Genomic DNA, 21,186 nt, shown 5'->3' with positions numbered 1-21,186 from the left:
TGTGAAAGTGCCGCCGGCCATGAAACCAGAAACGCCCGCCATTCTGATCCTGGGGACCCGCGGCATACCCGCGGCCCATGGCGGCTTTGAAACCTTTGCCGAAAAACTGGCGCTATTTCTTGTCGGGCGCGGTTGGAAGGTCGGCGTCTATTGCCAGGATGAGGTCGAGCGGATCGACCAGAGGGTGCGCAACGAAACCTGGCGCGGCATCGAGCTCATTCACATCCAGGTCGCCTCCAAGGGACCGCGCGCGACGCTGGAATTCGACTGGCAATGCGCCCGCGACGCCGCCCGGCGACCGGGCGTTTGCCTGGTGCTCGGCTACAATGGCGCGGTCTTCCTGACTTGGCTCAGGCTGAAGCGACGCAAGATCTTCACCAACATGGACGGCATCGAGTGGCGCCGCCCAAAATGGGGAATGGCGGCGCGAACCTGGTTCTGGCTCAACGAATGGATCGGCGCATGGGCCTCGCATCGGCTGGTCGCCGATCATCCCGCCATCGCAGATCACCTGGCGACGCGCCGGCCGCGCAGCGCCATCGCCACCATTGCCTATGGCGCCGATCCGGTGACATCGGCGCCCGAGGCGCCGGTCCGGGCGCTCGGCCTCGAGCCCGGGCGCTATCTCATCTCGATCGCCCGCATCGAACCCGACAACAACATCCTGCCGATCGTCGAAGCTTTTTGCTCTGCCAAGCGCGACATGAAGCTGGTGGTGCTGGGAACGCTGTCCGACGACATCCCCTATCATGCCGCCATCCGCAAGGCGGCGAATGACTCGGTGGTCCTGCCGGGCGCCATCTACGACCAGGCGACGGTCAAGGCGCTCAGATACCACGCCCGCGCCTATCTGCATGGCCACACGGTCGGCGGCACCAACCCCTCGCTGGTCGAGGCGCTGGCGGCCGGCAACATGGTGATCGCCCACGACAATCCCTACAACAGATGGACCGCCGGGGCTGCGGCGATCTACTTCACCGACAAGGACAGTTGCGCCAAGCGGATGCAGCAGGCGCTGGACGATGATGCCTTGGTCCAGGCCTGCGGCGTTGCCGCCAGCGCGCGCGCCCGCGAAGCCTTCCGCTGGGACGATGTCCTGCTTGCCTATGAAAATGAGGCCTATCATTTGCTCGGCGTGACCGCCGCCAAGACCACCGCGATGGATCACGCATCGCCAGGAACCGTATGACAGGCTGGTCGCGCCGGCGGGTGCTGCGGACGGCGCTGTCCACCGCGGCGGCGCTCGGCTCGCTCCCGGTCGCACCAATCGCTCGCGCAGCCGCCGGGCCGCGATTTCGGCGTGGCGTCAACGCCTGGCCCTGGTTCTCGCTGACGCGCGAATTTCCCGCTCCGCGCACCGACTATGGCTGGCCGCCCTTCCAGTCGCAACGGCCGGTGCCGACCCCGGACGACCTGCGTCGGCTGCGCAGGACCGGGCTCGATTTCATCCGTCTGCCTGTTGATCCCGGCCCTTTCCTGGCCGCCGACGCCACCACGCGCGGCCGGTTGCTGGACATGCTGGATGCCGCCGTCACGGCCACCCTCCACGCCGGTCTCGGCATCATCGTCAACATCCAGGCCAATGCCGCCACCCATTACTGGAACCCCGACCGCATGGTCTCCAGCACCGCCGCACCCGCGTTCGATCTCTACCGCGGGCTGGTCGGCGAGCTTGCCGGCAGGCTGGCGCGGTTCCAGCCCGGCAGGGTGGCGCTCGAGCCGGTCAACGAGCCGGCGCAGGCCTGCGCGTCGAACGTCTGGTCGCAGATCCAGCTTTCACTTCTGACGGCGGCGAGAGCATCGGCCGCGACCCTGCCGCTGATCGTCACCGGCGGCTGCGGCTCGATGGTGAGCGGACTGACCGCGCTCGATCCGGCACCGCTGTCCCCGTTCGAGCCGATCCTGTTCACCTTCCACTTCTATGAGCCCTATCTGTTCAGCCATCAGGGGGCACCCTGGATGCGCGAGCCCGTCTACCGGTCGCTCAACAATGTGCCGTGGCCGGCATCCGCCGGCTCGCTGGAACCGACGCTGGCATCGGTCAGGGCGCGCATGGCGCAGGACACCGAAACCCCTGAAGACGCCAAGCAGGCAGCCTATGCCGAGACCGAGCGTGTGCTGAAAGTCTATTTCGACGCCCGGCCCGACCGCTGGTTTGTCGACAAATATCTTCGCCAGGTTCGCGACTGGGCCGACGGCCACGGCCTTGCGCCGGAACGCATCATCATGGGCGAGTTCGGCGCGCTGCGCACCGACGCCCGCTATGTCGCCGCCCCCAATCCGGATCGAGCGCGCTACATCGCCGATGTCAGGCGAAGCGCCGAGGAACTCGGCCTCGCCTGGGCACTGTGGAATCTCTTCGATGGCATGGGCATGATGGACGACACCACCCGGGCACTGGACCCCGATATCATCGCGGCGCTTGGCCTGACCATGCCGGCGGACTGACGGGCCTGAACGCTGCCCGCGTCGGCCGGTAAAGCACCAGCGCCAGCACCACGAACTTGGTCAGCAGCGTCGTCTTCGACGCGACGCTTTCCGAGGTGTTGATCAGAATGACCCAGCCCAGCATCGGCAACCAGATGCCGGGATGGCAGCGGCGCGCCACCTCGAACAGGAACAGCACGAAGCCGAACGTCAGCAAAAGGGTGAAGAAGGCGCCCTGATAGAGGACGGTGCGGATAATCGGGTTCTCGATGCCCTGTTCGAGACCGTTGATGCGGCGCAGGCTGTCGATTAGGTCGACATCCGGCCCCACGATCAGATCGCGTAATTCCAGGTGCTTGAAGAGCTCGAACATCTCGACGCGGGCATTGGCGCTGCCGCTGTCCGACACGAAGCGCTCCAGCAGCGCGTCGAAAAAGCCATAATATGCCGCCACGATGATGACGACCGGCAGCAGCGCGGCAAGCATGAAGCCGAGTGCCGCACCCAGGAGATTGACGCGTCCCCGGCGCAATTTGCTGATGCCCTTGGAAAGCAGGTAGCAACCGCCCAGCACAATCGTCATCACCATCGCCGAACGGCCGCCGAACGCGACAAGTGCCGCGCATTGCAGGCCGATCAATCCTATCCGCACAGGCGTCGACAGGGATCTGGCACCGGAGAGCAGCGCAAGCACGTAGATCGACGTCACCATGGCATTGGCGAGCGGATGTCCCTGCAGAGCGCTCGAGCGCAGATCGGTGGTAAACGCCACGCCGTCGAGGCGATAGGGGAAGATAAGCGTCTTGGTGGCGAACTCGAAAAGGGCAAGCAGCGCATTCGCCGTCATGACAACGTGAACGACGGTCTGCAGCCCGGCGAATGTCCGTTCGTCGTCCTCGCTGAGCATCAGCACCAGAAGTGCCGCGGCCACGAACGTATCGATCATGCCAGCCATGCCGGGCCGCTGCCTGGCGATGACGACGAACAAAAGCACGATCGATATGGCGGCCATCAGCGCGCTGGCCGGCCGCCTGTCGGCGAGATGGACGATATAGCCGACCGGATTGCCTGACGCACAGGAGCGCCAGGCAAACAAGAGGACGATGAGATAGGTGGACGGGTGGATCTTGGTCGCCGGGTTGCCGAACAGGCCATCATAATTGTAGCCGACCAGCCACAGCATGCCGCCCGAGATGCCGAACAGCACCGCTACCGCCGCGATCAGTCCGAAGCGCGTCAGCGCATCGAGCGACGTGCCGGCGCGGGGTGCGGCAGCACCATGGTTCGAAGCGCTTGCGCTCCAACCGGCAGCCATATCAGGCGGCCTCGTCGACCAGCAAGGCCGCCGTCGGCAACCGCCCCATGACGGAAACCGCCTGCGCGGTCGTCGTGACGTCGCGCATCGGGGTGGCGTTCAGCGTGGCGACGAGTACGATCTCGTCGGCCATGGCAACCAGCGGCGAGGCATTGAGATTGTCGGCCAGCGCGCCGCCGTCGATGACGACGAGTTCGAAGCTCCGGCTGGCCCGGGCCAGCATCTGCTGCGCAAAATAGATGCCATGCGCTTCCTGGAAAACCGCCTTTGAGCGGCCCCTGCCCAGCACGGCAACGTTGCTGCCGGCGGCGTAATGGCTGACGGCCTCAAAGGCGTACTCGCCGCGCAGCACATCGAGGATCCCCGGCTGCGGATCCTTCTGGTCGCCGCCGCCGGCATTGGCATCGATGAACAGCACCCGGCTGCCCCTGGACGCCGCGGCATTGGCCAGCAGCCGCGCCACCCGGCTGCGCTGCGCGCCCTCGCCCGGCGACGATGTCACCAGGATGGAAGGCACCAGCGGCCAGTCCGCCGGACGCTGGCCCGAACTGAACATGCGCCTCAGCGCAAGGCCGACAACGGCGTCGGTCTTCTGGCTGGAGGCGGCGGCCGAACTTGCGCCGAAAGGCCACCAGCGCCACCCAGTGCCTGAATTTGCCGGCACCACGCCCAGCACCGGCGCGTCGATGGCCGACTGCATCTGCGCGCTGGAAAGCACCGTCGGCGAGGAATATTCGGCGATCAGCGCCAGACCGGTGCCGAGCCCGAGGCCGCCGAATATCGCGCCCAGCAACAGCAGCGGCAAAGGCGGCCAGCTTTTCTTCAACGCGGGCATGGCATTGGAGATGATGCGCGCATTGGTGCTGTCGACATTGATCTGCTCGCGCGTCTCCTGGGCGCGCTGGAGATAGTTCGAGTACACGGAGCGTAGCGCCTCGAGATCGCGCTGCAATTCGCGCAACCGCACCGAGGCCTGGTCGGTGTCGAGCGACTTGCTCTTCATGCCGGCGACCTTGGCTTCCAGCGCCTGCTGGTTGGCCAGCGCCCGCTCGTAGTCCGTCTCGGTGGCGGTGGCGATGCGGCCGAGCTCGCGCGCGATCAGCTGGCGCGTGTCGCGCAGCTGCTGCTGGGCTGCGATCAGCGAAGGATGACGCGGCCCCAGCTCCGTGCCGAGCTGCGAGACCTGGTCGACCAGCGTCGCCTCCTGTGCCCGCAGGCTCGAGATCACCGCCGAGCGCATCGCTTCCGAGGTTGCGTCCGCCGTGCCGCTCTGCCGGCGCATCTGGTCGACCTGCGCCTTCAGCGCCGCGGTGCGGCTCTGCGCCGCCGCAAGCTGCGTGTTGATCTCGGTCAGTTCCTGGTCGCTGACCAGGTTCCCTGCCGCCATCACCATGTTGTTGGCGGACTTATAGGCCTCGACGGCATTCTCGGCCTGCTGGACGCGTTTGCGCTGCTCGTCCAGCCGGGCGGTGATCGACTCGGAGGCGTCCCTGGCCATTTTCGCGCGCGCGCTCGCCTGATCGACCAGGTAGGCCTGCGCGATGGCGTTGGCCAGGAGGGCGGCCTTGTCGGCGCTCTTGGCGGTGACGATGACGTCGAGGACCAGGACCTTGTCGGCCCGCTTGACCGCCAGGCGCCGGCGCAGCGCGTCGAGTGTCTGCACCGACCTGTCGCCTTCGGCCGATGCCGAACCGAGCACGCGCGACAGCAAGCCCTGCCCGTTGAATTCCGGATCCTGCGTCAGGTTTGTCGCCGCGATCGCCCGCATCAGCACGCCTGTCGACTGGACCACGCTGACCTGGCTCTCGACCTGCGTGATGCCGCCATCGGGTGAGATACGGCTGGGATTGACGTCGTTGGTGACCACCTGCAGGTCCTGCGGATCGATGAGGATTTCCGCCGCCGAGCTGTAGAGCGCGGGCGTGAAAAGACCGTAGAGAAGGGCGACCAGCGTCAGCAGTGCGACAGTGCCGAAGATCCAGAACCGGCGGCGCACCAGGATGCGCTTCAGGTCGCCCAGTTCGACAGTCGAAGCTGCGTATGATCCCGCGCGTGCCGCATCCGGAGAGTGTTGCTGAGGAACCATGGGCAGGGATGATTGCATGGCTGCCTCCGACAATACTCCATATGCCGGCAAGGTCAGTTGCGGCGCTAACCTAGCTATTCCTCCAACTGTTAAAACATTGTTAATTATGTTGAGAGGTGACGTGAATTTTGGCACGCGGTTTGCTTAAAAATATACATATCGAGGTGTTGGTTACGCGGCGAGCGGAGACGGATGCAGATGGGGTTACAATTTGACCGGACCGGCCTGGCCGGCAAGGCCGGGCACCGCGTTTTCGGGCCTCCACCATGCAGATAAGTCTACGCCTGGACGGAGACTGTGTCCGCGCCTTTCATCTCACGCTGCTGGAGCGCCTTGCCGCGCTCGGCGACGAACTGTCCGTCGATGTCAGGCCGGCGGGCAGCGGCATTCCGCGCAGCGCCGCAGCCCTGTTTCAACTCGAAACGGCGATCCACGGACTGCCCCATGATGGACTGGCCCATGATGGACTGGCCAAGCGTGTGCCGCTTTCGGCGCTCGCGCCCTATCGGCAGTCCCCCGCTTCGCCCGACCTGGTCATCGACCTCTGCGGCGATGTCAGGCTGGAAAGCACACGCGTCTGGCACGTCACCTATGACGGCGCCAGCGGCGAAGCGGCCTTGCTGGCCTCGATCCTCGCCGGCCGCACGCCACTTGCCCGCATCGAGGAGAACGGCGTTGCGATCGCGGCCGGGCGTCTGGGCACAGAATATGGCGGCATCGCGCTGGCGTCCTTCCAGGATATGCTGGCGCGCACAGCAAGCCTGATCGTCGCTGCCATGTCAGGCGCGGCAAAGTCGGTGCCCGATCTGCCAGAGCCGGCGCAGGCAGGCAGCCCGCCGCCAATGCCCTCGGCCGGCAAGCTTGGGGTCAGAGCCGGCAAGGCGCTGGCGCGGCGGATCGTCCAGAAGATCTATCACCTTTGCTACAACGCGCCGCATTGGAAGGTCGGCTGGCGGCAAACCGGGGGCTCCGATCTGTTCGACCTGCGTGCCCATCCGGCGTCGGGTTGGCAAGAGCTGCCGGACGATGGCAGCCGCTTCTACGCCGATCCGTTTCCCATCCTCTACCAGGGCCAGCTGACCCTGTTCATCGAGGACTATATCCACCGGCTCGGCAAAGCCATCATCTCCGCCGTGCCCTTCGGCCCGGCAGGCCCGCTCGGACGACCTGAACCGGTGCTGGATCTGCCCTACCATCTCTCCTACCCCTTCGTCTTCGAGCGCGACGGCGAGGTCTGGATGGTGCCGGAAAGCTGCGCCAACGGCACCGTCGATCTCTACCGGGCCACCGCCTTCCCCGGTGGATGGGTCAAGGAGGCGACGCTTCTGTCCGGTGTCGTGGCCAGCGACGCCACGCTTGTCGAGCATGGCGGCGCCTGGTGGCTGTTCGCCACCGTCCGCGACGGCGGCGGCGCCTTCTCCGACGCGCTGCACCTATGGTCGGCGCCGAATTTTCGCGGCCCCTGGACGCCGCATCCCAAAAATCCCGTGCTGATCGACATCGCCTCCGCGCGGCCGGCCGGCCGCATCGTCAGGCGCGGCAACGACCTGCTGCGCCCGGTGCAGGACTGCCGCAGGAGCTATGGCGCGGCGCTTGGCATCGCACGCATTTCTCACCTTGATTTGATCGGCATGGAGCAGGTCGTTGAAACCATCTTAAATCCAGGTGCGCTATGGAGCGGGCGTAAACTTCACACGCTCAACGAGGCTGGCGGCTTTGAGTTCATCGATGGCTCGGCGATCGCACCGCGCTGGAAGCAGCGGACCCGCGATTAACCTAAACATTGGTTACTACCAGGCACGCGCTCCGGTTGCTTGCGGTTGATTTAGCTCCGGAAGATATTTTCTACCGGAGATTGTGAAACGTGCAGTTGCCACCAGAAAGGGCAGCAAAATGAGTATCTCAGAGGCTGGCCCGACCCAAGTCGATGTGGCGATCGTCGGCGCCGGAATGGCCGGCACCACCTTGGCAATGCTGTTGGGACAAGCCGGGCGCAAGGTGGCGCTGATTGATCCGCACCGCGTCCACCACGAGGAATTCCGGGCCGAGAAGATCGGCATGGATCAGATGCTTCTGTTCGAAAAGCTCGGCCTCGATGCGACACTCAAGAGCCTCGTCACCTCGACGACCGACACGCATATCTTCCGCCTCGGCCAGTTCTTCGCGCATGAGAAGAAGGCTGAATTCACATTCTCCTATGGCGCGTTGATCAATGGCCTGCGCGACGCCTTGCCTGCGCAAGTACCGCTGACGGTCGGCAAGGTGACCGAGGTCTCGACTGGACCGGACCGGCAGCGGCTTGTGCTGGCCGACGGCGCCGTCATCGATGCCCGCCTGCTGGTGGTGGCAACCGGCCACGGCGAGGCGGTGCGGCGCGCCGTCGGCGTCGAGCGTATCGAGCAATCGAAGGCGCATTCACTGTCGATGGGATTCGACCTCGCCATCTCCCCGCGTGATTTCGGTCATCAGTCCGTCACCTGCTACAGCAGGCGGGCTGCCGACCGTATCGCCTACATCAGCATCTTTCCCCTCGGCGACAAGATGCGGGCGAACATGTTCGGCTATCGGCAAGTGGCCGAGCCGTGGACGCGGGCGTTTCGCCAGGAACCGCAAAAGATGCTCTGCGAACTGATGCCCGAAATAGCGGCGCGATGCGGCAACTTCGAAGTCGCAAGTCCTGTCGAGGTCAGGCAGATCAGCCTGAGCACCACGCAAGGCCATCGCCGCGACGGGGTCATCTTCATCGGCGACGCTTTCTGTACCACGTGTCCGACACCGGGCGTCGGCATCGGCCGGGTGATGACCGATGTCGATCAGCTCCATTCGGTTCACATTCCGCGATGGCTCGAAACACCAGGCATGGCGGCTGACAAGATCAACGCCTTCTATGACGACCCGGTCAAGGTGGCTGCCGATGAGGATGGCATGCGGGTGAGCTACTATGCCAAGTCGATCACCGCCGGCACCGGACTGGAATGGCGCGCAAGGCGCCTGCGCAACAACACCGCGCGCCGGCTGATGATCATCGGCCGCAAGGTCCGGCATCTGGGAAAACGGCAGGCGCCCATGGCCAATATGCAATAGGGCGCGACCAGTCGCGCCCTATCGATTGCCAATATTGATTGCCTTATAAGGCGAATGCGTCAGACGCCAACCGCTCAGGTTGCCGTCGACGGAGGTGCCGATGGGGTAGTCTGGGCCGTGACGCCCGAAAGCCTGTCGCGCTTCTGCAAGGTTGGTTTCTCGTATTTCTTCACTGTAAAGTGCCCTCCAAATTGGTACGGCGCCAGCAGAACCAATTCCCTGCCCCGTGTCAATTGCGTCATTACTGGTTCTTACGTCGTCTCCTCGCCATCGTAGTCAAACGATTCTTCACTGTTGCATTGCCGGCACATATCGGCTCCAACAGGACACCTCATCCCAGCGCCAATCCCGCTCTACTCGCCTCCCCGCGCGATGTTGTAAATCGTTTCATCCAAGGTATTTTGGCCATCGGGAACAGAGGGAATAGCCATGTCCAACAGCGCCTTGCCGCTGGTTATCAGTGCGCCGGAACCACGCACGCTCGAGCTGATCTTCACAGCCCGGCAGCTGGCGCGGCTCAAGGCGCACTATCGCATTGTCGAGACGACCGCTGACGGCGTCGCGAAACTGCCGGCCGACGTGCTGGCCGAGGCGCGCTACATCATCGGCCAGCCGCCCATATCGCCCGAAACGCTCGACCGGATGGAGGCGCTGCGCTGCGTCTTCAATGTCGAGACCAACCTCATCAACAACATGCCCTACGAGACCTTGTTCGCGCGCGGTATCCATGTCGTCACCACCGGCCTGGTGTTCGCCGAGCCGGTCGCAGAGCTTGGCCTTGCCATGGCGCTCAACCTCGCCCGCGACATCGTCGATGCCGACCTCGCCTTCCGCCAGGGACAGGAACTGTGGGGCGGCGACGGCAACCAGACGGCGCGGCTCCTGTCCGGCGCGGATGTCGGGATCATCGGTTTCGGCGATCTCGGCCGGGCGCTCAACCGGCTGCTGTCGGGCTTCCGCACCCGCACCAAAGTCTTCGATCCCTGGCTGCCGCCATCGATCCTCATCGACAATGGCGTCGAGCCGGCCTCTCTCGACGAGGTGCTGTCGACCAGCGACTTCATCTTCGTCGTTGCCTCGGTGACCAGCGAGAACCAGGGTTTTCTCGGTGCCGAGGCCTTTGCCGGCATGCGCAAGGGCGCCGCCTTCATCCTGCTCAGCCGCGCCGGCGTGGTGGACTTCCCGGCGCTGATGGCGGCGGTGAAGAGCGGCCACATCGTCGCCGCCAGCGACGTTTTCCCCGAAGAACCGCTGGCGCGGGACCATCCGGTGCGCGCCCTGCCCGGCTTTCTGCGCTCGGCTCACCGCGCCGGCGCGCTCGACATCGCCTTCAAGCGCATGGGCGATATGGTGCTTGAGGACATGGACCTGATCGACCGCGGCCTGCCGCCGCTGCGCTCCAAGCGCGCCGAGCGCGAGACGGTTTCGCGCATGCGTTCCAAGCCGGCCGACAGGAATTGAGGCGTGGGTTTTCGTCCCGGTTGGCCGGCCGTCGACAAGGTCGGCTTGACAAGAGCGCGGCCGGCGATGACGCTGCCGCAATCGAACTTTGCGGAGGGAGGCCATGAACATGAAGAAGACCTATGAAAAGCCGATGCTGCTCAAAAGGCAGAAACTCTCCGCCGTGACGGCGCAGCAAGCCAATTCAGGCGTAATAGGCCCGACAGGCCCGGCAGGCTGACACCTCGCGGCATCCAATGAAGGTTAGCATCGGACGCACCCAGGGCGGGCGGTACGGCAGCCGCTCCAGGCGCAGCTTCAGTGTCCACGGCTGCTCTTCGCCCTGCGGGCGACCGCTTCCATAAAAGAGCGGGCGGCAGCGTCACAAGCCGTTCTGGACGGTCCGTTCGCGGACAGCACGACCTCCGCGGCCTTCCGCGACATGCCGTATTTCCGGGCGAAGACCGCAGCGTCGTAAGGTTCGTTTTCGGCTACCGGTGCTGCGGACGTGATCCTGGCTTTGGTCATTGGCGCGTCCGCCGGAAACTCTCAAGCAACTCGCCTTCATTGCGGCAGCCATTCTGGAACAGCGAAAACACCGTGGCCGCCAGAAGCTGCACGTCCGACTCTCCCGAGATGCGATCGAGTTTGCGCTCCAGGCAGACCCGATCGAAGACGCGCTGGCACAGCTGCAGATCGGAAGGATGGAAACCAGGATTGCGCTTATGAAGGCTCGACATAAGAAGCCCCTTTCGGAGCAGCGACCACTTCCTTGACGCTGTGGGTCAAAAAATGAAATCGGGCTGAGCAAGAGTCAACATCGGCCTTCATCACAGTAAGTATCGTACAATTCTCCCGCCGGTCCGCCCCTTTTTCGAACGGTTCTCGGGCCCGGCGCGACATGGCGCCCTTGTCATTAGCCGGCGGGATTTTATCGGCCCTTCACCGTGATCCGGCGCCCTCATGAATATGTCGGTTTTGTACCAAGTGGCGCTTGGTACGTTTCCGACACTAACATTCAGGCCGATCTTTTCATATGCGAACGGGCGTTGGGGGGCGCCGTGCTTCGAATTTCATATCGCATTGATATCTTTCTTCGTTCAGAGCCCCTATACATAGGCGATCGTCCGTACGTTTTTACGGGCACGGACGGCTGGGAGATTGGATGGCTCTTGCCCTGCATTGGGCCACGCCATGTCTGATCTCACCAAAAATCATCAATACCGAAATCAGCTGCTGCGGCGCATGCCCGCGGATGATCTGGCGTTGCTCGAGCCGCACATGCAGCGCTGCGATTTGCCGCTACGCATGATGCTGGTGACCCCGAATATTCCGATCGAGGCCGTCTACTTCATCGAACAGGGCATCGGTTCGGTGGTCGCCAGCACCGCGAGCGGCCAAGAGGCCGAAGTGGGCTTCATCGGCTTCGAGGGCATGACGGGATATTCCCTGGTGATGGGCGACGACCGTGCGCCGCATGCCTGTTATGTCCAACTCGAAGGCGAAGCGATCCGCATCGAAGCCGGCGCTTTCAAGGCAGCATTGGCGGCAAGTGCAACCTTGCGCATGTTCCTGCTGCGCTTCGTCAACGCGCTACAGACCCAGGCCGGCTGCACCGCGCTCGTCAACGCGCGGCTGAAGCTCGAGGAGCGGCTGGCGCGCTGGCTGCTCATGTGCGACGACCGCGTGCCCGGCGAACATCTCGCCATCACCCACGAATTCCTGGCCATCATGCTTGGTGTCAGGCGGCCAGGCGTCACCGTCGCCCTCCAACTGCTTGAAGGCCGCGCGTTGATCCGCTCGCGTCGGGGCGAGATCGTCATTCGCGACCGCGCCGGGCTGCTGGAACTCGCCAATGGCAGTTACGGCGAAGCCGAGGCCGAATATGCAAGGCTGATCGGCGAGATCGGCGCGGCCTGATCAGGAGCGGTTGCCGCCGGCATCCGGCTTGCCCGACGTCGCTTTGCCGGGCGGTGCCGCACCGCCTTCAAATGCGCCCCGGCCAATCGGCCCATCCCCGTCGATCGGTCCATCCTTGGCTATCGGCAACCCGGCATGCTCCAGACTTGCAAGCTTGCACTTCGTCTGTTCGGCCGCCGCTCCGACAAGGCAGTCGATGGTGAACATGGCACCGGCGTGATCGCTGGCCGCGACCGCCTGGCGGATCTTCGTCAATTGGGCTTGCGTGTAGTCCAGAAGCTCGACCAGGCCGGTATGATCCAAACCGCCCTCCATTGCAGGATGTCGAGAGGCCGATCTCAGGTCGCTCTTGCCATCGAAATACGCCCATTTACACGGCTTGCATAGCCGGACTGTCAGAATCGTACAGTCTACGCGCCACCGGGTCGTTGCCTATTGGCCAAAGGTCCATCTTCGCGCCGCCGCCACGGCATGCAACTGTATATAAGCAATCGCTTGAATACTGGTCCGTACGTCTGTCGGGGAGATGTCGTGCCAATTCGCGAGAATCTCGCCGCCAATCTCAGGCGGCTGGTCCAACGCCACGCTTCCGTCAGCGCGGTGTGCCGTGAGCTTGGCATCAATCGCACCCAGTTCGAGCGCTATCTGCAAGGCAAGGCGGTTCCCAACAAAGCCACCGCAAGGCTGATCTGCGACTATTTCAAGATCGATGAGAATGAGCTGTATCGTGAGCCGGCCGCCGCGGCAGCCAAGAGCGACGGCAACGCAACGCTGCGCCAGGCCCTGTACGAAAACATGGTGCGGCCGCCGTCGCCCGCCATCGCCGGAGGCACATATTTCACCTATTTTTCGATGCCCGGCCGACCCGACTTTTTGATGCGCTCGGTCACCTTCGTGCGGCGCGAGGCCGATCTCGTCACCTTCAGGCGGGTGACGCGCTGGGCTTCGGGCGATGGCCGGGGTGGCTCGAGAATACCCGGCAACCATTACGGCGTGGCGATCTCGCGCCTGAACTGGATTTATTTCACCGGCATCAACCGGCGCCAGACCACCGAGCCCTCAATCATGACCGTGCAGTGGGCTCCCATCTCCGAACCGGTTCTGGTAGGCAGGGCGATCGTCCTCACCGGATCAGGGCCGGCCTTTGTATCCGTCATCATGCGGCAGGACGTCGCCAGGATCAGCATGAGGCGAGCGCTGCAGATGGCCCATATCGTCAGTCTCGACGACCCCAGTGTCGATCGGCTGGTGGTCAGTCTCGCACGAGAGACCCGATAAACTCGCTTCTTACGGGAAAAATCGGGGAAAGTTTCAAGTTTTTCGACTATATTTTTCTTCGTTTCGGGATTTTTGCGCAAAAAACCCCGGAACTTTCACCCAAACCTGTCGTTTTCCAGCTGATCGTTGCTTCGACGATCCCAAAGCAACAGGAGGAGTACCGCCATGAACATCAAGATGATCTGTTTCGGCGCGATGACGCTCTCGATGGTTGCCGGTACGGCGCTTGCCGCGAGCGACACCGGCACGTCGGCTCTCGACGATCCGGCCAAGATGCAGCCCTTCTACACCGACTCCAGCAGGAAGACGATGGTCAGCGACGACGATTTCGTGAAGGCCTGGAAGGCCCTTACGCCGGACGACCAGACCGCGATGATGAAGGCCTGCGAGGACGAGGCGAAGGAGGCCACTGCGGCCAACAGCCATCCGGAATTCTGCAGCAGCGTGAAAGCGAACGGCGGCAGCAAGTAGCAATCCAGCGGCCCGATGAGAAACAGCCCCTTCGCGGGGCTGTTTTGCGTCTGCCGCGGGGCGCACGGACAAGCCCGCCACGCAACGATCAAGCCCGGCCGGCGCGCCGGCCCATTTCCCTTCCTGCTATGTTGCACCGCGATAAAATTGCTCTATGTTGCACTGCGATAAATTTGTTGCATTGCGATATCAGCCTGCCCGGCCGACGTTGCGCAGGGGCTGGGCCTTGCACGAAGGAGCCGTCGTGGCAGCATCGTTCCGGCCGGACATACAAGGATTGCGCGCGCTCGCCGTCGGCGGTGTCGTCGCCTACCATTTCGGCCTCACCGCGCTCCCCGGCGGCTTTGCCGGCGTCGACATCTTCTTCGTCATCTCGGGCTGGCTGATAACAACCCATCTCATGCAGGAGATCGGCGAGACCGGCCGGCTCGACCTTTGGCGCTTCTATGCCAGGCGCGCGCGGCGGCTTCTGCCGGCAGCTTTATTCGTCATCCTGGTTACGCTGGCCGCCGGCTACTTCATCCTGGCGCCGCAGGAGCAGGCGCTCTATTCGCGCGGCGCCATGTTCGCCTCCGCCTATGCCATCAATCTGTGGCTGCTGCGCTGGTCGTTCGACTATTTCGCCGCCGATGCCACCAGCAATCCCTTCATCCACTTCTGGTCGTTGTCGGTGGAGGAGCAGTTCTATCTGGCCTGGCCGGCGCTGCTTCTGCTGGCCGCCTGGCTGCGGCCGGGCCGGCGAACGGCCGCAGCCGTGGTCGGCGTTACCGGCCTTGCCTCCTTCGCCGCCTGCCAGTGGCTGACCAGCGCGGCGCCGGCCTGGGCCTTCTATTTTTCACCGCTGCGCGCCTGGGAGTTCGCCGCCGGCGGCCTGGCGACGCTGGTCCCCATGGCTTTGCTGCAGCACCGCATCTGGCTGCGGGCAGCACTTGGCTGGCTCGGCCTGGCGCTGATCGCGACCGCCTATCTCCTGTTGAGCGAGGACCTGCCCTTCCCCGGCTGGTACGCGTTGCTGCCGGTGGCGGGCACCGTGCTGGTGCTGCTGAGCGGGGTCGGCGGGCCGCAGACCAATAGGCGGACCGGCTGGCAAGCCCTTGGCCCGGCCGCCGCTTTGTCCCTGCCGCCCTTGCAATGGATCGGCACGCTCTCCTATTCGCTCTATCTCTGGCATTGGCCGGTCATCGTCTATGCCGGGATGCTGGCGCCGGAGCTTTCCGTGCCGCAGCGGCTTGGCTGTGGCGTGCTGGCGCTCGCCCTGTCGGTGCTCACCTATCATTTGATCGAAGACCCGGCGCGGCGCGGCGCCTGGATGGCGGTGGGCGCCCGCGCCTTTCCCAAGGCCATTCCAGGCGCAAAACCGCTTCGCGCTTTTCCCGGCCTTGTGCTGGTTCCCGCGCTGATGCTGACCGGCACCGGCGTGGCGGTCGCCTATGCCAACGCGCATCTGGCCACGCGCAATATCGGCCCCGAGCAGCGCGGCATCGAGCAGGCGGTCGAAAGACCTTCCATCGCGCGGGCCGTCGACAAGAACTGCCTGGCCGACTTCCAAACCGTGACGCCGAAACCCTGCATGTTCGGCCCGGCCGATGCCAGCCGCACCATCGTGCTGTTCGGCGATTCGCACGCCGACCAGTGGTCGACGCCGCTGATCGAAGCAGCCAAACGCAACGACACAAAGATCATCACCTATCTCAAATCATCGTGCCGCGCCTCGCGGCTCTCCACCTTCAACACGGTGCTGAAGCGCGACTACACCGAATGCGACGCCTGGCGCGAGCAGGCCATATCAGAGATCATCCGCCACAAGCCGCGCCTGGTGGTGATCTCCGAATTTTCCATCGGCAATCTGATCCGCGACCTGCCACCCGCCGAACGCACCGCTGAAGTAGCGCGCTGGCAGGCCGGCCTGCGCTCGACCTTGCAGGCCTTCAGCCGGGCCGGTGTCGAGACGGCTGTTATCCGCGACACGCCGATCAACGCCAGCTTCGCCGGCTCCTGCGTGGCGCGCACCCTGTGGTGGCGCGAGGCACCCTCGCCGCACTGCGACACGCCAAGAGCCGAAGCCGCCAACGATAGCACCGCCGCCGCCGAGCGCGCCGTGGTGACCAGCGTGCCCGACACCCGCTACATCGACCTCACCAACCAATTCTGCGGCCCGACCACCTGCCACGTCGTCATATCAGGCAAGCTGGCGTTTCGTGACAGGCACCATCTGGCGACGGGCTTTGCAGAGACGCTGGCGGGGCCGCTGGAGCGGGCGCTGTTTTAGGCGCCTGGGTATCTGCGCCCGGTCCGCATTGTTCATCACATATTGCGAATCTGTGGAACGGGCTTGATCACCGATCCGGCAGGCATCGCCGGTCGGATCCATTTCACCCCTCACCGCCTCATCATCATCCCGTAATGCACTGCCAACAAATCCAGCCCCACCTTCAGCAGCTTCGTCACCACGTTCCGGCCTTCGCCGGTCTGCTCGGACAGGCGCTTGAGGGAACCGTCCGCGCAGCAGACTTGTCGCACCACGGCGGCCACCTCCCAATGGCCTAGCGCTCTTGTGGCGGCGGCATAGGCCCTGCCGGCGTCGAGCACACTGTCGGCGATGCCGCCGCCATCGCGGCCGCCGTCGACGCGCTCGGTCCAGCGCATCGGCTTGACATCAGCCTGCTGGCTGCAGCGGAAATCCTCGCGGTAGCGCAGACCTGCCTCGCGCTGCTGGCGCGACAGCGAGGTGATGCCGATAAGCGCATCGATGGCGCGCACCCGCACGATGCCGCCGGTGGCGGCGTAGCCGTCATTCGACACCTCGTAGACACGAGCAGCCTCCAGCGTGCCCGCCGCCAGCCGCTTGCGGCCGAAGGCGTCATCCCTGAGCGCGAAATCATGGCCGATCTCGCGGCGTATGCGCACCTGCTCGGCCTCGCCCTTCGGCAATTTCGGCGCCTGCGGTTTGACGGGTCTGGTCCTTTTGCTCATGGGAGGCTCCTGGTTGGCTCGGGATGATGGAGAACGGCAAAGCGCGGCGATCCTTCGCGCAGTTGGGCATCTCCCCACATGGTCGGCAGGGCGGAGAGAGCCGCCGTTCGGTTGGCCTTCGTTGAATCGGAGGTCGTCGCCTCCTCGCCGCTGCGCCAGCATCCTTGCCGCCCGGCATCCAGGCTGATGGAACCGGCGCGAGCTTTCGACGTTATGTCGCGTCCATGCCAAGGGGAGGTTCGCCGATGACAGCCTTCATGCCGGTTACCGTGCGCTTTTGCGATAACAAAACCATGCTGGTCAGTTCGGTGGCCGGCGCAGCCGAGGCATTGCGCCACCAATGGCCCGACAAGACAGCACCTGGTTATCTCGAGGCGACGCGGCTGGTTACGCTCGCCGTCGAAGGCATCTGCTGCCAGCGCATTGCGTTCGACGCCTTCACCAGGGCGGCCAAGCAACAGAACATACTGGTGGCCAGGCCCAAAAGCCGCGCCCATGACTGGCTGAACGCGGTGGCTAGCCCATGAGGATCGCGCGCCGGCCGAAAAATTGATGCAACCGGCCGCCAGCGGGGCGCGTTTATCGATGCGGTAGTTGGAGCCGCGCGCAAAGCGAAGGTGAACGCCGTGGGTACGATGAAAACCGGAGTGCCGCTCAAAGTGCGGGTGGAAGATGAGATCGAAGAGATCGACAGCGTCAGCGAAGCCGCCGATTTTCTGCAGCGTTGGCCGCTTGAGCGACGCGGCCATGTCTACCGCAGTGCGCTGAACGCCTGCAGCGCGGCGATCGCCGCGCAGATTTCCGAAGCGGACGCCATGAAGGTGTTTACCGGCTTTGCCCGGGTGACCGGCATATTGGTCGACGAGGGCAACCCGGCGATGGCGATGGACGCAAGGAGCATGCAGAGCCGCACGCCCAAGCAAGGCCGGCAAATGCCGAAATAAGATTTTGCTTCTTTCTCCCCGTTCACAGGGTTGAGGTGTGGTCCGCGCAGCGGACGAAAAGCCAATTGCTTGGCTTTTCGAACAGCGAACGCCCGGCAGGGCAATGAGGGGCGGCGCCAGCGCTTCGGTAAATGGCATCTGAATCGGATGCTTGAATTTCATGTCAGCTTTCAATCCTGCCTCGTCAGCGCTGCCCCTCATCCGCCTGCCGGCACCTTCTCCCCGTGAACGGGGAGAAGAGACCAAGCCTCACCCCGTCGCCACAAATACGCGGCGCTGGAAGCGCGCCTGATGGTAGGTGCAATAGCTTTTCAACGCCCTGGTGCGCATGCCGCAGCACAGCATGTCGGCGCCCGGTCGGCTGCCTGGCGCATCGTTTTCAGAATCCTCCTCCACCGTCAGATCCAGCGGCGCGCGGCAGCGTGAAAACAGGCAATCGATGAAACGCATCGCCACGCCATGCGGCTGCCGGCCGATGGCCGCGCGCGGCGGCGCCGGCGTCTCCAGGCGATAGGCTACGCCGTCGGCGATCAGCACGCCTACCTCGCGCACGAACGAATGGCGCCTGGGCCGGGCCACTTCACGCGCGGGGATGTCCTTGGCGGCAAGCACGCCATGCATCTTGCCGACGACAGGCGTCGCAGTCCCCGGGGCGCCAGTCGCCCGCTTGCTTTCAGCGCGCTTGCCCACCGCCTGTCCGGCTCGCGGCGGCGGTCCCTTACCATTGGCAAAACCGATCGCGCCCAGCATGGCGTTGCGGTGCACGATGCCGATGATGGCGTCGCGCGACACCGGGCTGCCGCGCAACGCGCTGAACGCGACTGCAATCCTGGAGGCTGAAAGCCCGTCCTTCAGCCAGCGGCCGATCTCGTGCAATTCCGCGTCGCTATAGCTTGCCATATCCAGCTCCATCCAAAGTTCGGCCGCGCGCCGTCGGGCAGCGTCAAGGTTCGACCCGGTGGCCGGGTCGCAGTCAGGTTGTTTTTCAAGAGCCGGCTGTCAGCCGACCAGCCTCAGCCGGATTGGGTAGATTTCCCGCCGGCAAGGTGCAGAAGCCGCGCCTCGGCCGTGTTTCTATCCAGGGCGGAAACCGCCCTGCCCGTTGGCCTGTCGAACAGGATGACGGTGCCGTCCTCGGTGCGGATGCAGGAGCGGCCAGCCGAAAAAACAGCGCCGGCGCCATGCCGGTCGGATTGGGGGCCGGAGCCGCTGGGAGCGGCGGCTTCATCCTGGCCGGGGAGGAGGACAGCCGGGATGAAAGGGGGGCGACAGCCGCCGGGCACACCGCGCACGGGGCCGGCGCCATTGCGCCATCAAAGGTGGACAGGTTTTGCATACCCGTATATAAGCATAACTTATAAATCTATGCAAGTCATTCTTTCATAGACGAGAGCCGCTTTCATCACTCACATGGTCGCCATGGCAAGAACGGAACTGTCGATCAAGGTCGGGGCGGCGATCCGCAAGGCGCGCAAGCAGCGCGGCATGGTCATGCGCCACATCGCCGAGCACAACGACACCGATGTCGCCGCCGTCGGCAATTGGGAAACCGGCCGCAATCTGCCCAAGACCGAGAACCTCTTGAAGACCGCCGCCTTCCTGCGCGTCGACCCGGTGGCGCTGGGTCAAGGGCAGGTCGTGTTTCTCGACGATGCCGGACCGGTCGCCGATGCGGAGATCGTCACCGATGCCGGTCCGCTACCCGCCGGGTCGACGGATATCGAGGTGCTGGGCGCGGCCGTCGGCGGCGACGATGGCGATTTCACCTTCAACGGCGAGCCGGCGGGTTATGTCCAGCGCCCGCCGGGGGTGCGCAACCTGCCGAAGGTGTTCGCCCTGCACGTGCTCTCGGATTCCATGGTGCCGCGTTACGAGCCCGGCGACCTGATCTATTGCGGCGGCCGCGACGCGGTGCCCGGCGACCATGTGGTGATCGAGACCTTCCCCGAGGAAAACGAGCGCAACGGCAAGGCCTTCATCAAGAAGCTGGTCAAGCGCACGGCGGGCGAGCTGGTGGTCGATCAATACAACCCGCCGAAGACGCTGACCTTCAACCGCTACGCCATCAAACACGTCTGGCGCGTGATTCCGCTGAAGGAATTGCTGGGGTATTGAGGACGGGGCGTTCTTCCTTCTCCCCCCTGCGAGAAGGAAGAACCAGCGCTGGCACCCTTCCTTCGACAAAACTCAAGCCCGCCGTGATCCCTCCAGCGGCACCTCGCGCTCATTCAGCATCCGCGCTTCGCTGCGCACGCGCTGGCGCTCGTCGATGAAGGCCGCCTGGATCGTAACGGTCGCCCCTGGCAGTCCGTCGGCACGGCAGGCCGCGCAGACGATGCGGCCCGACAGAGCGGCAAGCGGCGTGTTCCCCGTCACGCCGAACCGCTTCAGCTGATCGGGTCGCCACCAACGGTTGCGGCCGCAATCCGCGCACTCGACCGAGATCGAGGCGACATGCGCGATTGTTGGTTCCCTGCCCGGCAATGCCATCGCCCCTACCTCATCGTTGTTCCTGATTTGTTCGCATATTCCTGTGTTTTGAGCCGGGAGTCGAGTCGCAGTTTTCAAACTTTCCCAGAAGTTTTCTTCTAAGGTAATTTGAGTTATGCTTTCATACTGGATATGCAATGTGAGTCAGAGCACGAACCCGCCCACTGCATCAGCCCCGGGAGCGATAATGGACGCTTTTGCCACCGATTTTGCCCGTTCCTGCGGTTACGCCGGCGACAGCCTGGCCCTGCTTGAAGCCTTCGAAGCCATCCGCCGCAACGGCATCGCCCACGCCCGTCAGGATCACGTCAGGCGCAAGGCAGTGATCGACGAGTTGAAACCGTCGGAGGCGCTGTTCCTGGCCGCGATTGGCCCGGCGCTCTCGGCGGAAGAGGCCATCGAGGACGCCGCCCGCTTCATAGCCTGCTGGCGCAACGTACCGCGCTGGCGCCAGGAGCGGCGCTTGCCCGACCTGGTCAGGGCCAAGCAACAACGGCTGGTGGCACGGTATTTTCGTCGCCATGGCCATCTTCTATGGGCGCGCGAAGCAGCGTGAGGCTGGACCCAGCCATTTGCGGGTTCCATCAGCAATTTTTTCTTTCTGGACTACGCAGGGGTGGCTGATCGTCGACGTGCATAGTTTGGGATGTTCAAGACTGCCCGCCCAAAATTTCAAACCTGGATAACGGCCGGCGCGGGAACCACCGCCGCCTTGCTCGTCGCCGGCCTGATGGGTGCGTTCGGCGCCCTGCCCGCCC

The 21,186-nt window shown here is 64.2% G+C and carries 21 protein-coding genes; 14 read left to right on the top strand and 7 right to left on the bottom strand.

Going from position 1 to position 21,186, the window contains the following annotated elements:
* The first annotated feature begins 19 nt into the window (after window positions 1–19).
* Both EOB59_RS24200 and EOB59_RS24195 read left to right on the top strand, forming a co-directional pair.
* A complete protein-coding gene (locus tag EOB59_RS24200) occupies window positions 20–1,189 on the top strand; it encodes a DUF1972 domain-containing protein (protein ID WP_164873816.1) in 1,170 nt (389 codons plus the stop codon).
* Window positions 1,186–2,448 (top strand): cellulase family glycosylhydrolase, encoded by a 1,263-nt coding sequence (locus EOB59_RS24195; protein ID WP_127809761.1) that lies wholly within the window; start codon window positions 1,186–1,188, stop codon window positions 2,446–2,448. Before EOB59_RS24200 ends, EOB59_RS24195 begins: the two co-directional genes overlap by 4 nt.
* On the opposite strand, the gene EOB59_RS24190 is transcribed toward EOB59_RS24195, so the two are convergent.
* On the bottom strand, window positions 2,411–3,742 hold the full coding sequence (locus tag EOB59_RS24190; protein ID WP_127809760.1) for a VpsF family polysaccharide biosynthesis protein: 1,332 nt from the start codon (window positions 3,740–3,742) through the stop codon (window positions 2,411–2,413). The genes EOB59_RS24195 and EOB59_RS24190 overlap by 38 nt on opposite strands.
* 1 nt (window position 3,743) lies before the next feature.
* Complete coding sequence (locus EOB59_RS24185; protein WP_128289402.1) at window positions 3,744–5,846, bottom strand: exopolysaccharide transport family protein; 2,103 nt, start codon at window positions 5,844–5,846, stop codon at window positions 3,744–3,746.
* Window positions 5,847–6,094: 248 nt separating this feature from the next.
* Here EOB59_RS24185 and EOB59_RS24180 point away from each other — a divergent pair, with 248 nt between their 5' ends.
* The 4 genes from EOB59_RS24180 to EOB59_RS24165 all read left to right on the top strand — a co-directional run bounded on the left by EOB59_RS24180 (window position 6,095) and on the right by EOB59_RS24165 (window position 10,593).
* Complete coding sequence (locus tag EOB59_RS24180) at window positions 6,095–7,603, top strand: formyl transferase (protein ID WP_128289401.1); 1,509 nt, start codon at window positions 6,095–6,097, stop codon at window positions 7,601–7,603.
* A gap of 118 nt (window positions 7,604–7,721) precedes the next feature.
* Window positions 7,722–8,912 (top strand): NAD(P)/FAD-dependent oxidoreductase, encoded by a 1,191-nt coding sequence (locus EOB59_RS24175; RefSeq protein WP_128289400.1) that lies wholly within the window; start codon window positions 7,722–7,724, stop codon window positions 8,910–8,912.
* 429 nt (window positions 8,913–9,341) lie between these two features.
* Window positions 9,342–10,373: a hydroxyacid dehydrogenase gene (locus tag EOB59_RS24170; protein ID WP_128289399.1), complete on the top strand. Its 1,032-nt coding sequence runs from the start codon at window positions 9,342–9,344 to the stop codon at window positions 10,371–10,373.
* A gap of 103 nt (window positions 10,374–10,476) precedes the next feature.
* Window positions 10,477–10,593 (top strand): putative RiPP precursor, encoded by a 117-nt coding sequence (locus EOB59_RS24165; protein ID WP_348629363.1) that lies wholly within the window; start codon window positions 10,477–10,479, stop codon window positions 10,591–10,593.
* 283 nt (window positions 10,594–10,876) lie between these two features.
* Here the strand turns inward: EOB59_RS24165 and EOB59_RS24155 are convergent, their stop codons facing one another.
* Entirely contained in the window at window positions 10,877–11,092 is a 216-nt protein-coding gene (locus tag EOB59_RS24155; RefSeq protein ID WP_128289398.1) for a hypothetical protein, read from the bottom strand.
* A 454-nt stretch (window positions 11,093–11,546) separates the two neighbouring features.
* Between EOB59_RS24155 and EOB59_RS24150 the strand changes: the two genes are divergently transcribed.
* Window positions 11,547–12,272 carry a Crp/Fnr family transcriptional regulator gene (locus EOB59_RS24150; RefSeq protein WP_127396506.1) on the top strand — a complete coding sequence of 242 codons (726 nt, stop codon included), beginning with the start codon at window positions 11,547–11,549 and terminating at the stop codon, window positions 12,270–12,272.
* On the opposite strand, the gene EOB59_RS24145 is transcribed toward EOB59_RS24150, so the two are convergent.
* Window positions 12,273–12,575, bottom strand: coding sequence for a hypothetical protein (locus EOB59_RS24145; protein ID WP_127326567.1), 303 nt, complete (start codon window positions 12,573–12,575; stop codon window positions 12,273–12,275).
* 228 nt (window positions 12,576–12,803) lie between these two features.
* Here EOB59_RS24145 and EOB59_RS24140 point away from each other — a divergent pair, with 228 nt between their 5' ends.
* The 3 genes from EOB59_RS24140 (at window position 12,804) to EOB59_RS24130 (ending at window position 16,290) form a co-directional block, all read left to right on the top strand.
* Entirely contained in the window at window positions 12,804–13,550 is a 747-nt protein-coding gene (locus tag EOB59_RS24140) for a helix-turn-helix transcriptional regulator (protein WP_127270648.1), read from the top strand.
* A gap of 165 nt (window positions 13,551–13,715) precedes the next feature.
* Window positions 13,716–14,021, top strand: a complete 306-nt coding sequence (locus EOB59_RS24135; RefSeq protein WP_128289397.1) for a hypothetical protein — start codon at window positions 13,716–13,718, stop codon at window positions 14,019–14,021.
* 244 nt (window positions 14,022–14,265) lie between these two features.
* Window positions 14,266–16,290: an acyltransferase family protein gene (locus EOB59_RS24130; protein ID WP_128289396.1), complete on the top strand. Its 2,025-nt coding sequence runs from the start codon at window positions 14,266–14,268 to the stop codon at window positions 16,288–16,290.
* Between the two features lie 110 nt (window positions 16,291–16,400).
* On the opposite strand, the gene EOB59_RS24125 is transcribed toward EOB59_RS24130, so the two are convergent.
* Window positions 16,401–16,994 (bottom strand): DUF6456 domain-containing protein, encoded by a 594-nt coding sequence (locus EOB59_RS24125; RefSeq protein ID WP_127268743.1) that lies wholly within the window; start codon window positions 16,992–16,994, stop codon window positions 16,401–16,403.
* A 245-nt stretch (window positions 16,995–17,239) separates the two neighbouring features.
* Here EOB59_RS24125 and EOB59_RS24120 point away from each other — a divergent pair, with 245 nt between their 5' ends.
* Window positions 17,240–17,521, top strand: coding sequence for a DUF982 domain-containing protein (locus tag EOB59_RS24120; protein ID WP_127268742.1), 282 nt, complete (start codon window positions 17,240–17,242; stop codon window positions 17,519–17,521).
* Window positions 17,522–17,629: 108 nt separating this feature from the next.
* Complete coding sequence (locus EOB59_RS24115; protein ID WP_164749149.1) at window positions 17,630–17,938, top strand: DUF982 domain-containing protein; 309 nt, start codon at window positions 17,630–17,632, stop codon at window positions 17,936–17,938.
* Window positions 17,939–18,187: 249 nt separating this feature from the next.
* On the opposite strand, the gene EOB59_RS24110 is transcribed toward EOB59_RS24115, so the two are convergent.
* Window positions 18,188–18,838 (bottom strand): GcrA cell cycle regulator, encoded by a 651-nt coding sequence (locus tag EOB59_RS24110; protein WP_128289395.1) that lies wholly within the window; start codon window positions 18,836–18,838, stop codon window positions 18,188–18,190.
* A gap of 510 nt (window positions 18,839–19,348) precedes the next feature.
* Between EOB59_RS24110 and EOB59_RS24100 the strand changes: the two genes are divergently transcribed.
* Window positions 19,349–20,053, top strand: coding sequence for a helix-turn-helix transcriptional regulator (locus EOB59_RS24100; RefSeq protein WP_128289394.1), 705 nt, complete (start codon window positions 19,349–19,351; stop codon window positions 20,051–20,053).
* Between the two features lie 72 nt (window positions 20,054–20,125).
* Here the strand turns inward: EOB59_RS24100 and EOB59_RS24095 are convergent, their stop codons facing one another.
* Window positions 20,126–20,428, bottom strand: coding sequence for a hypothetical protein (locus EOB59_RS24095; protein WP_128289393.1), 303 nt, complete (start codon window positions 20,426–20,428; stop codon window positions 20,126–20,128).
* Window positions 20,429–20,615: 187 nt separating this feature from the next.
* Between EOB59_RS24095 and EOB59_RS24090 the strand changes: the two genes are divergently transcribed.
* Window positions 20,616–20,984, top strand: a complete 369-nt coding sequence (locus EOB59_RS24090) for a hypothetical protein (protein ID WP_127399262.1) — start codon at window positions 20,616–20,618, stop codon at window positions 20,982–20,984.
* Window positions 20,985–21,186: the final 202 nt, after the last annotated feature.

This window comes from Mesorhizobium sp. M7A.F.Ca.MR.176.00.0.0, from assembly GCF_004023165.1.
GTDB lineage: Bacteria > Pseudomonadota > Alphaproteobacteria > Rhizobiales > Rhizobiaceae > Mesorhizobium.
The sequence above is the reverse complement of the archived record's forward strand: the minus strand, read 5'-3'. Positions and strand labels throughout refer to the sequence as shown.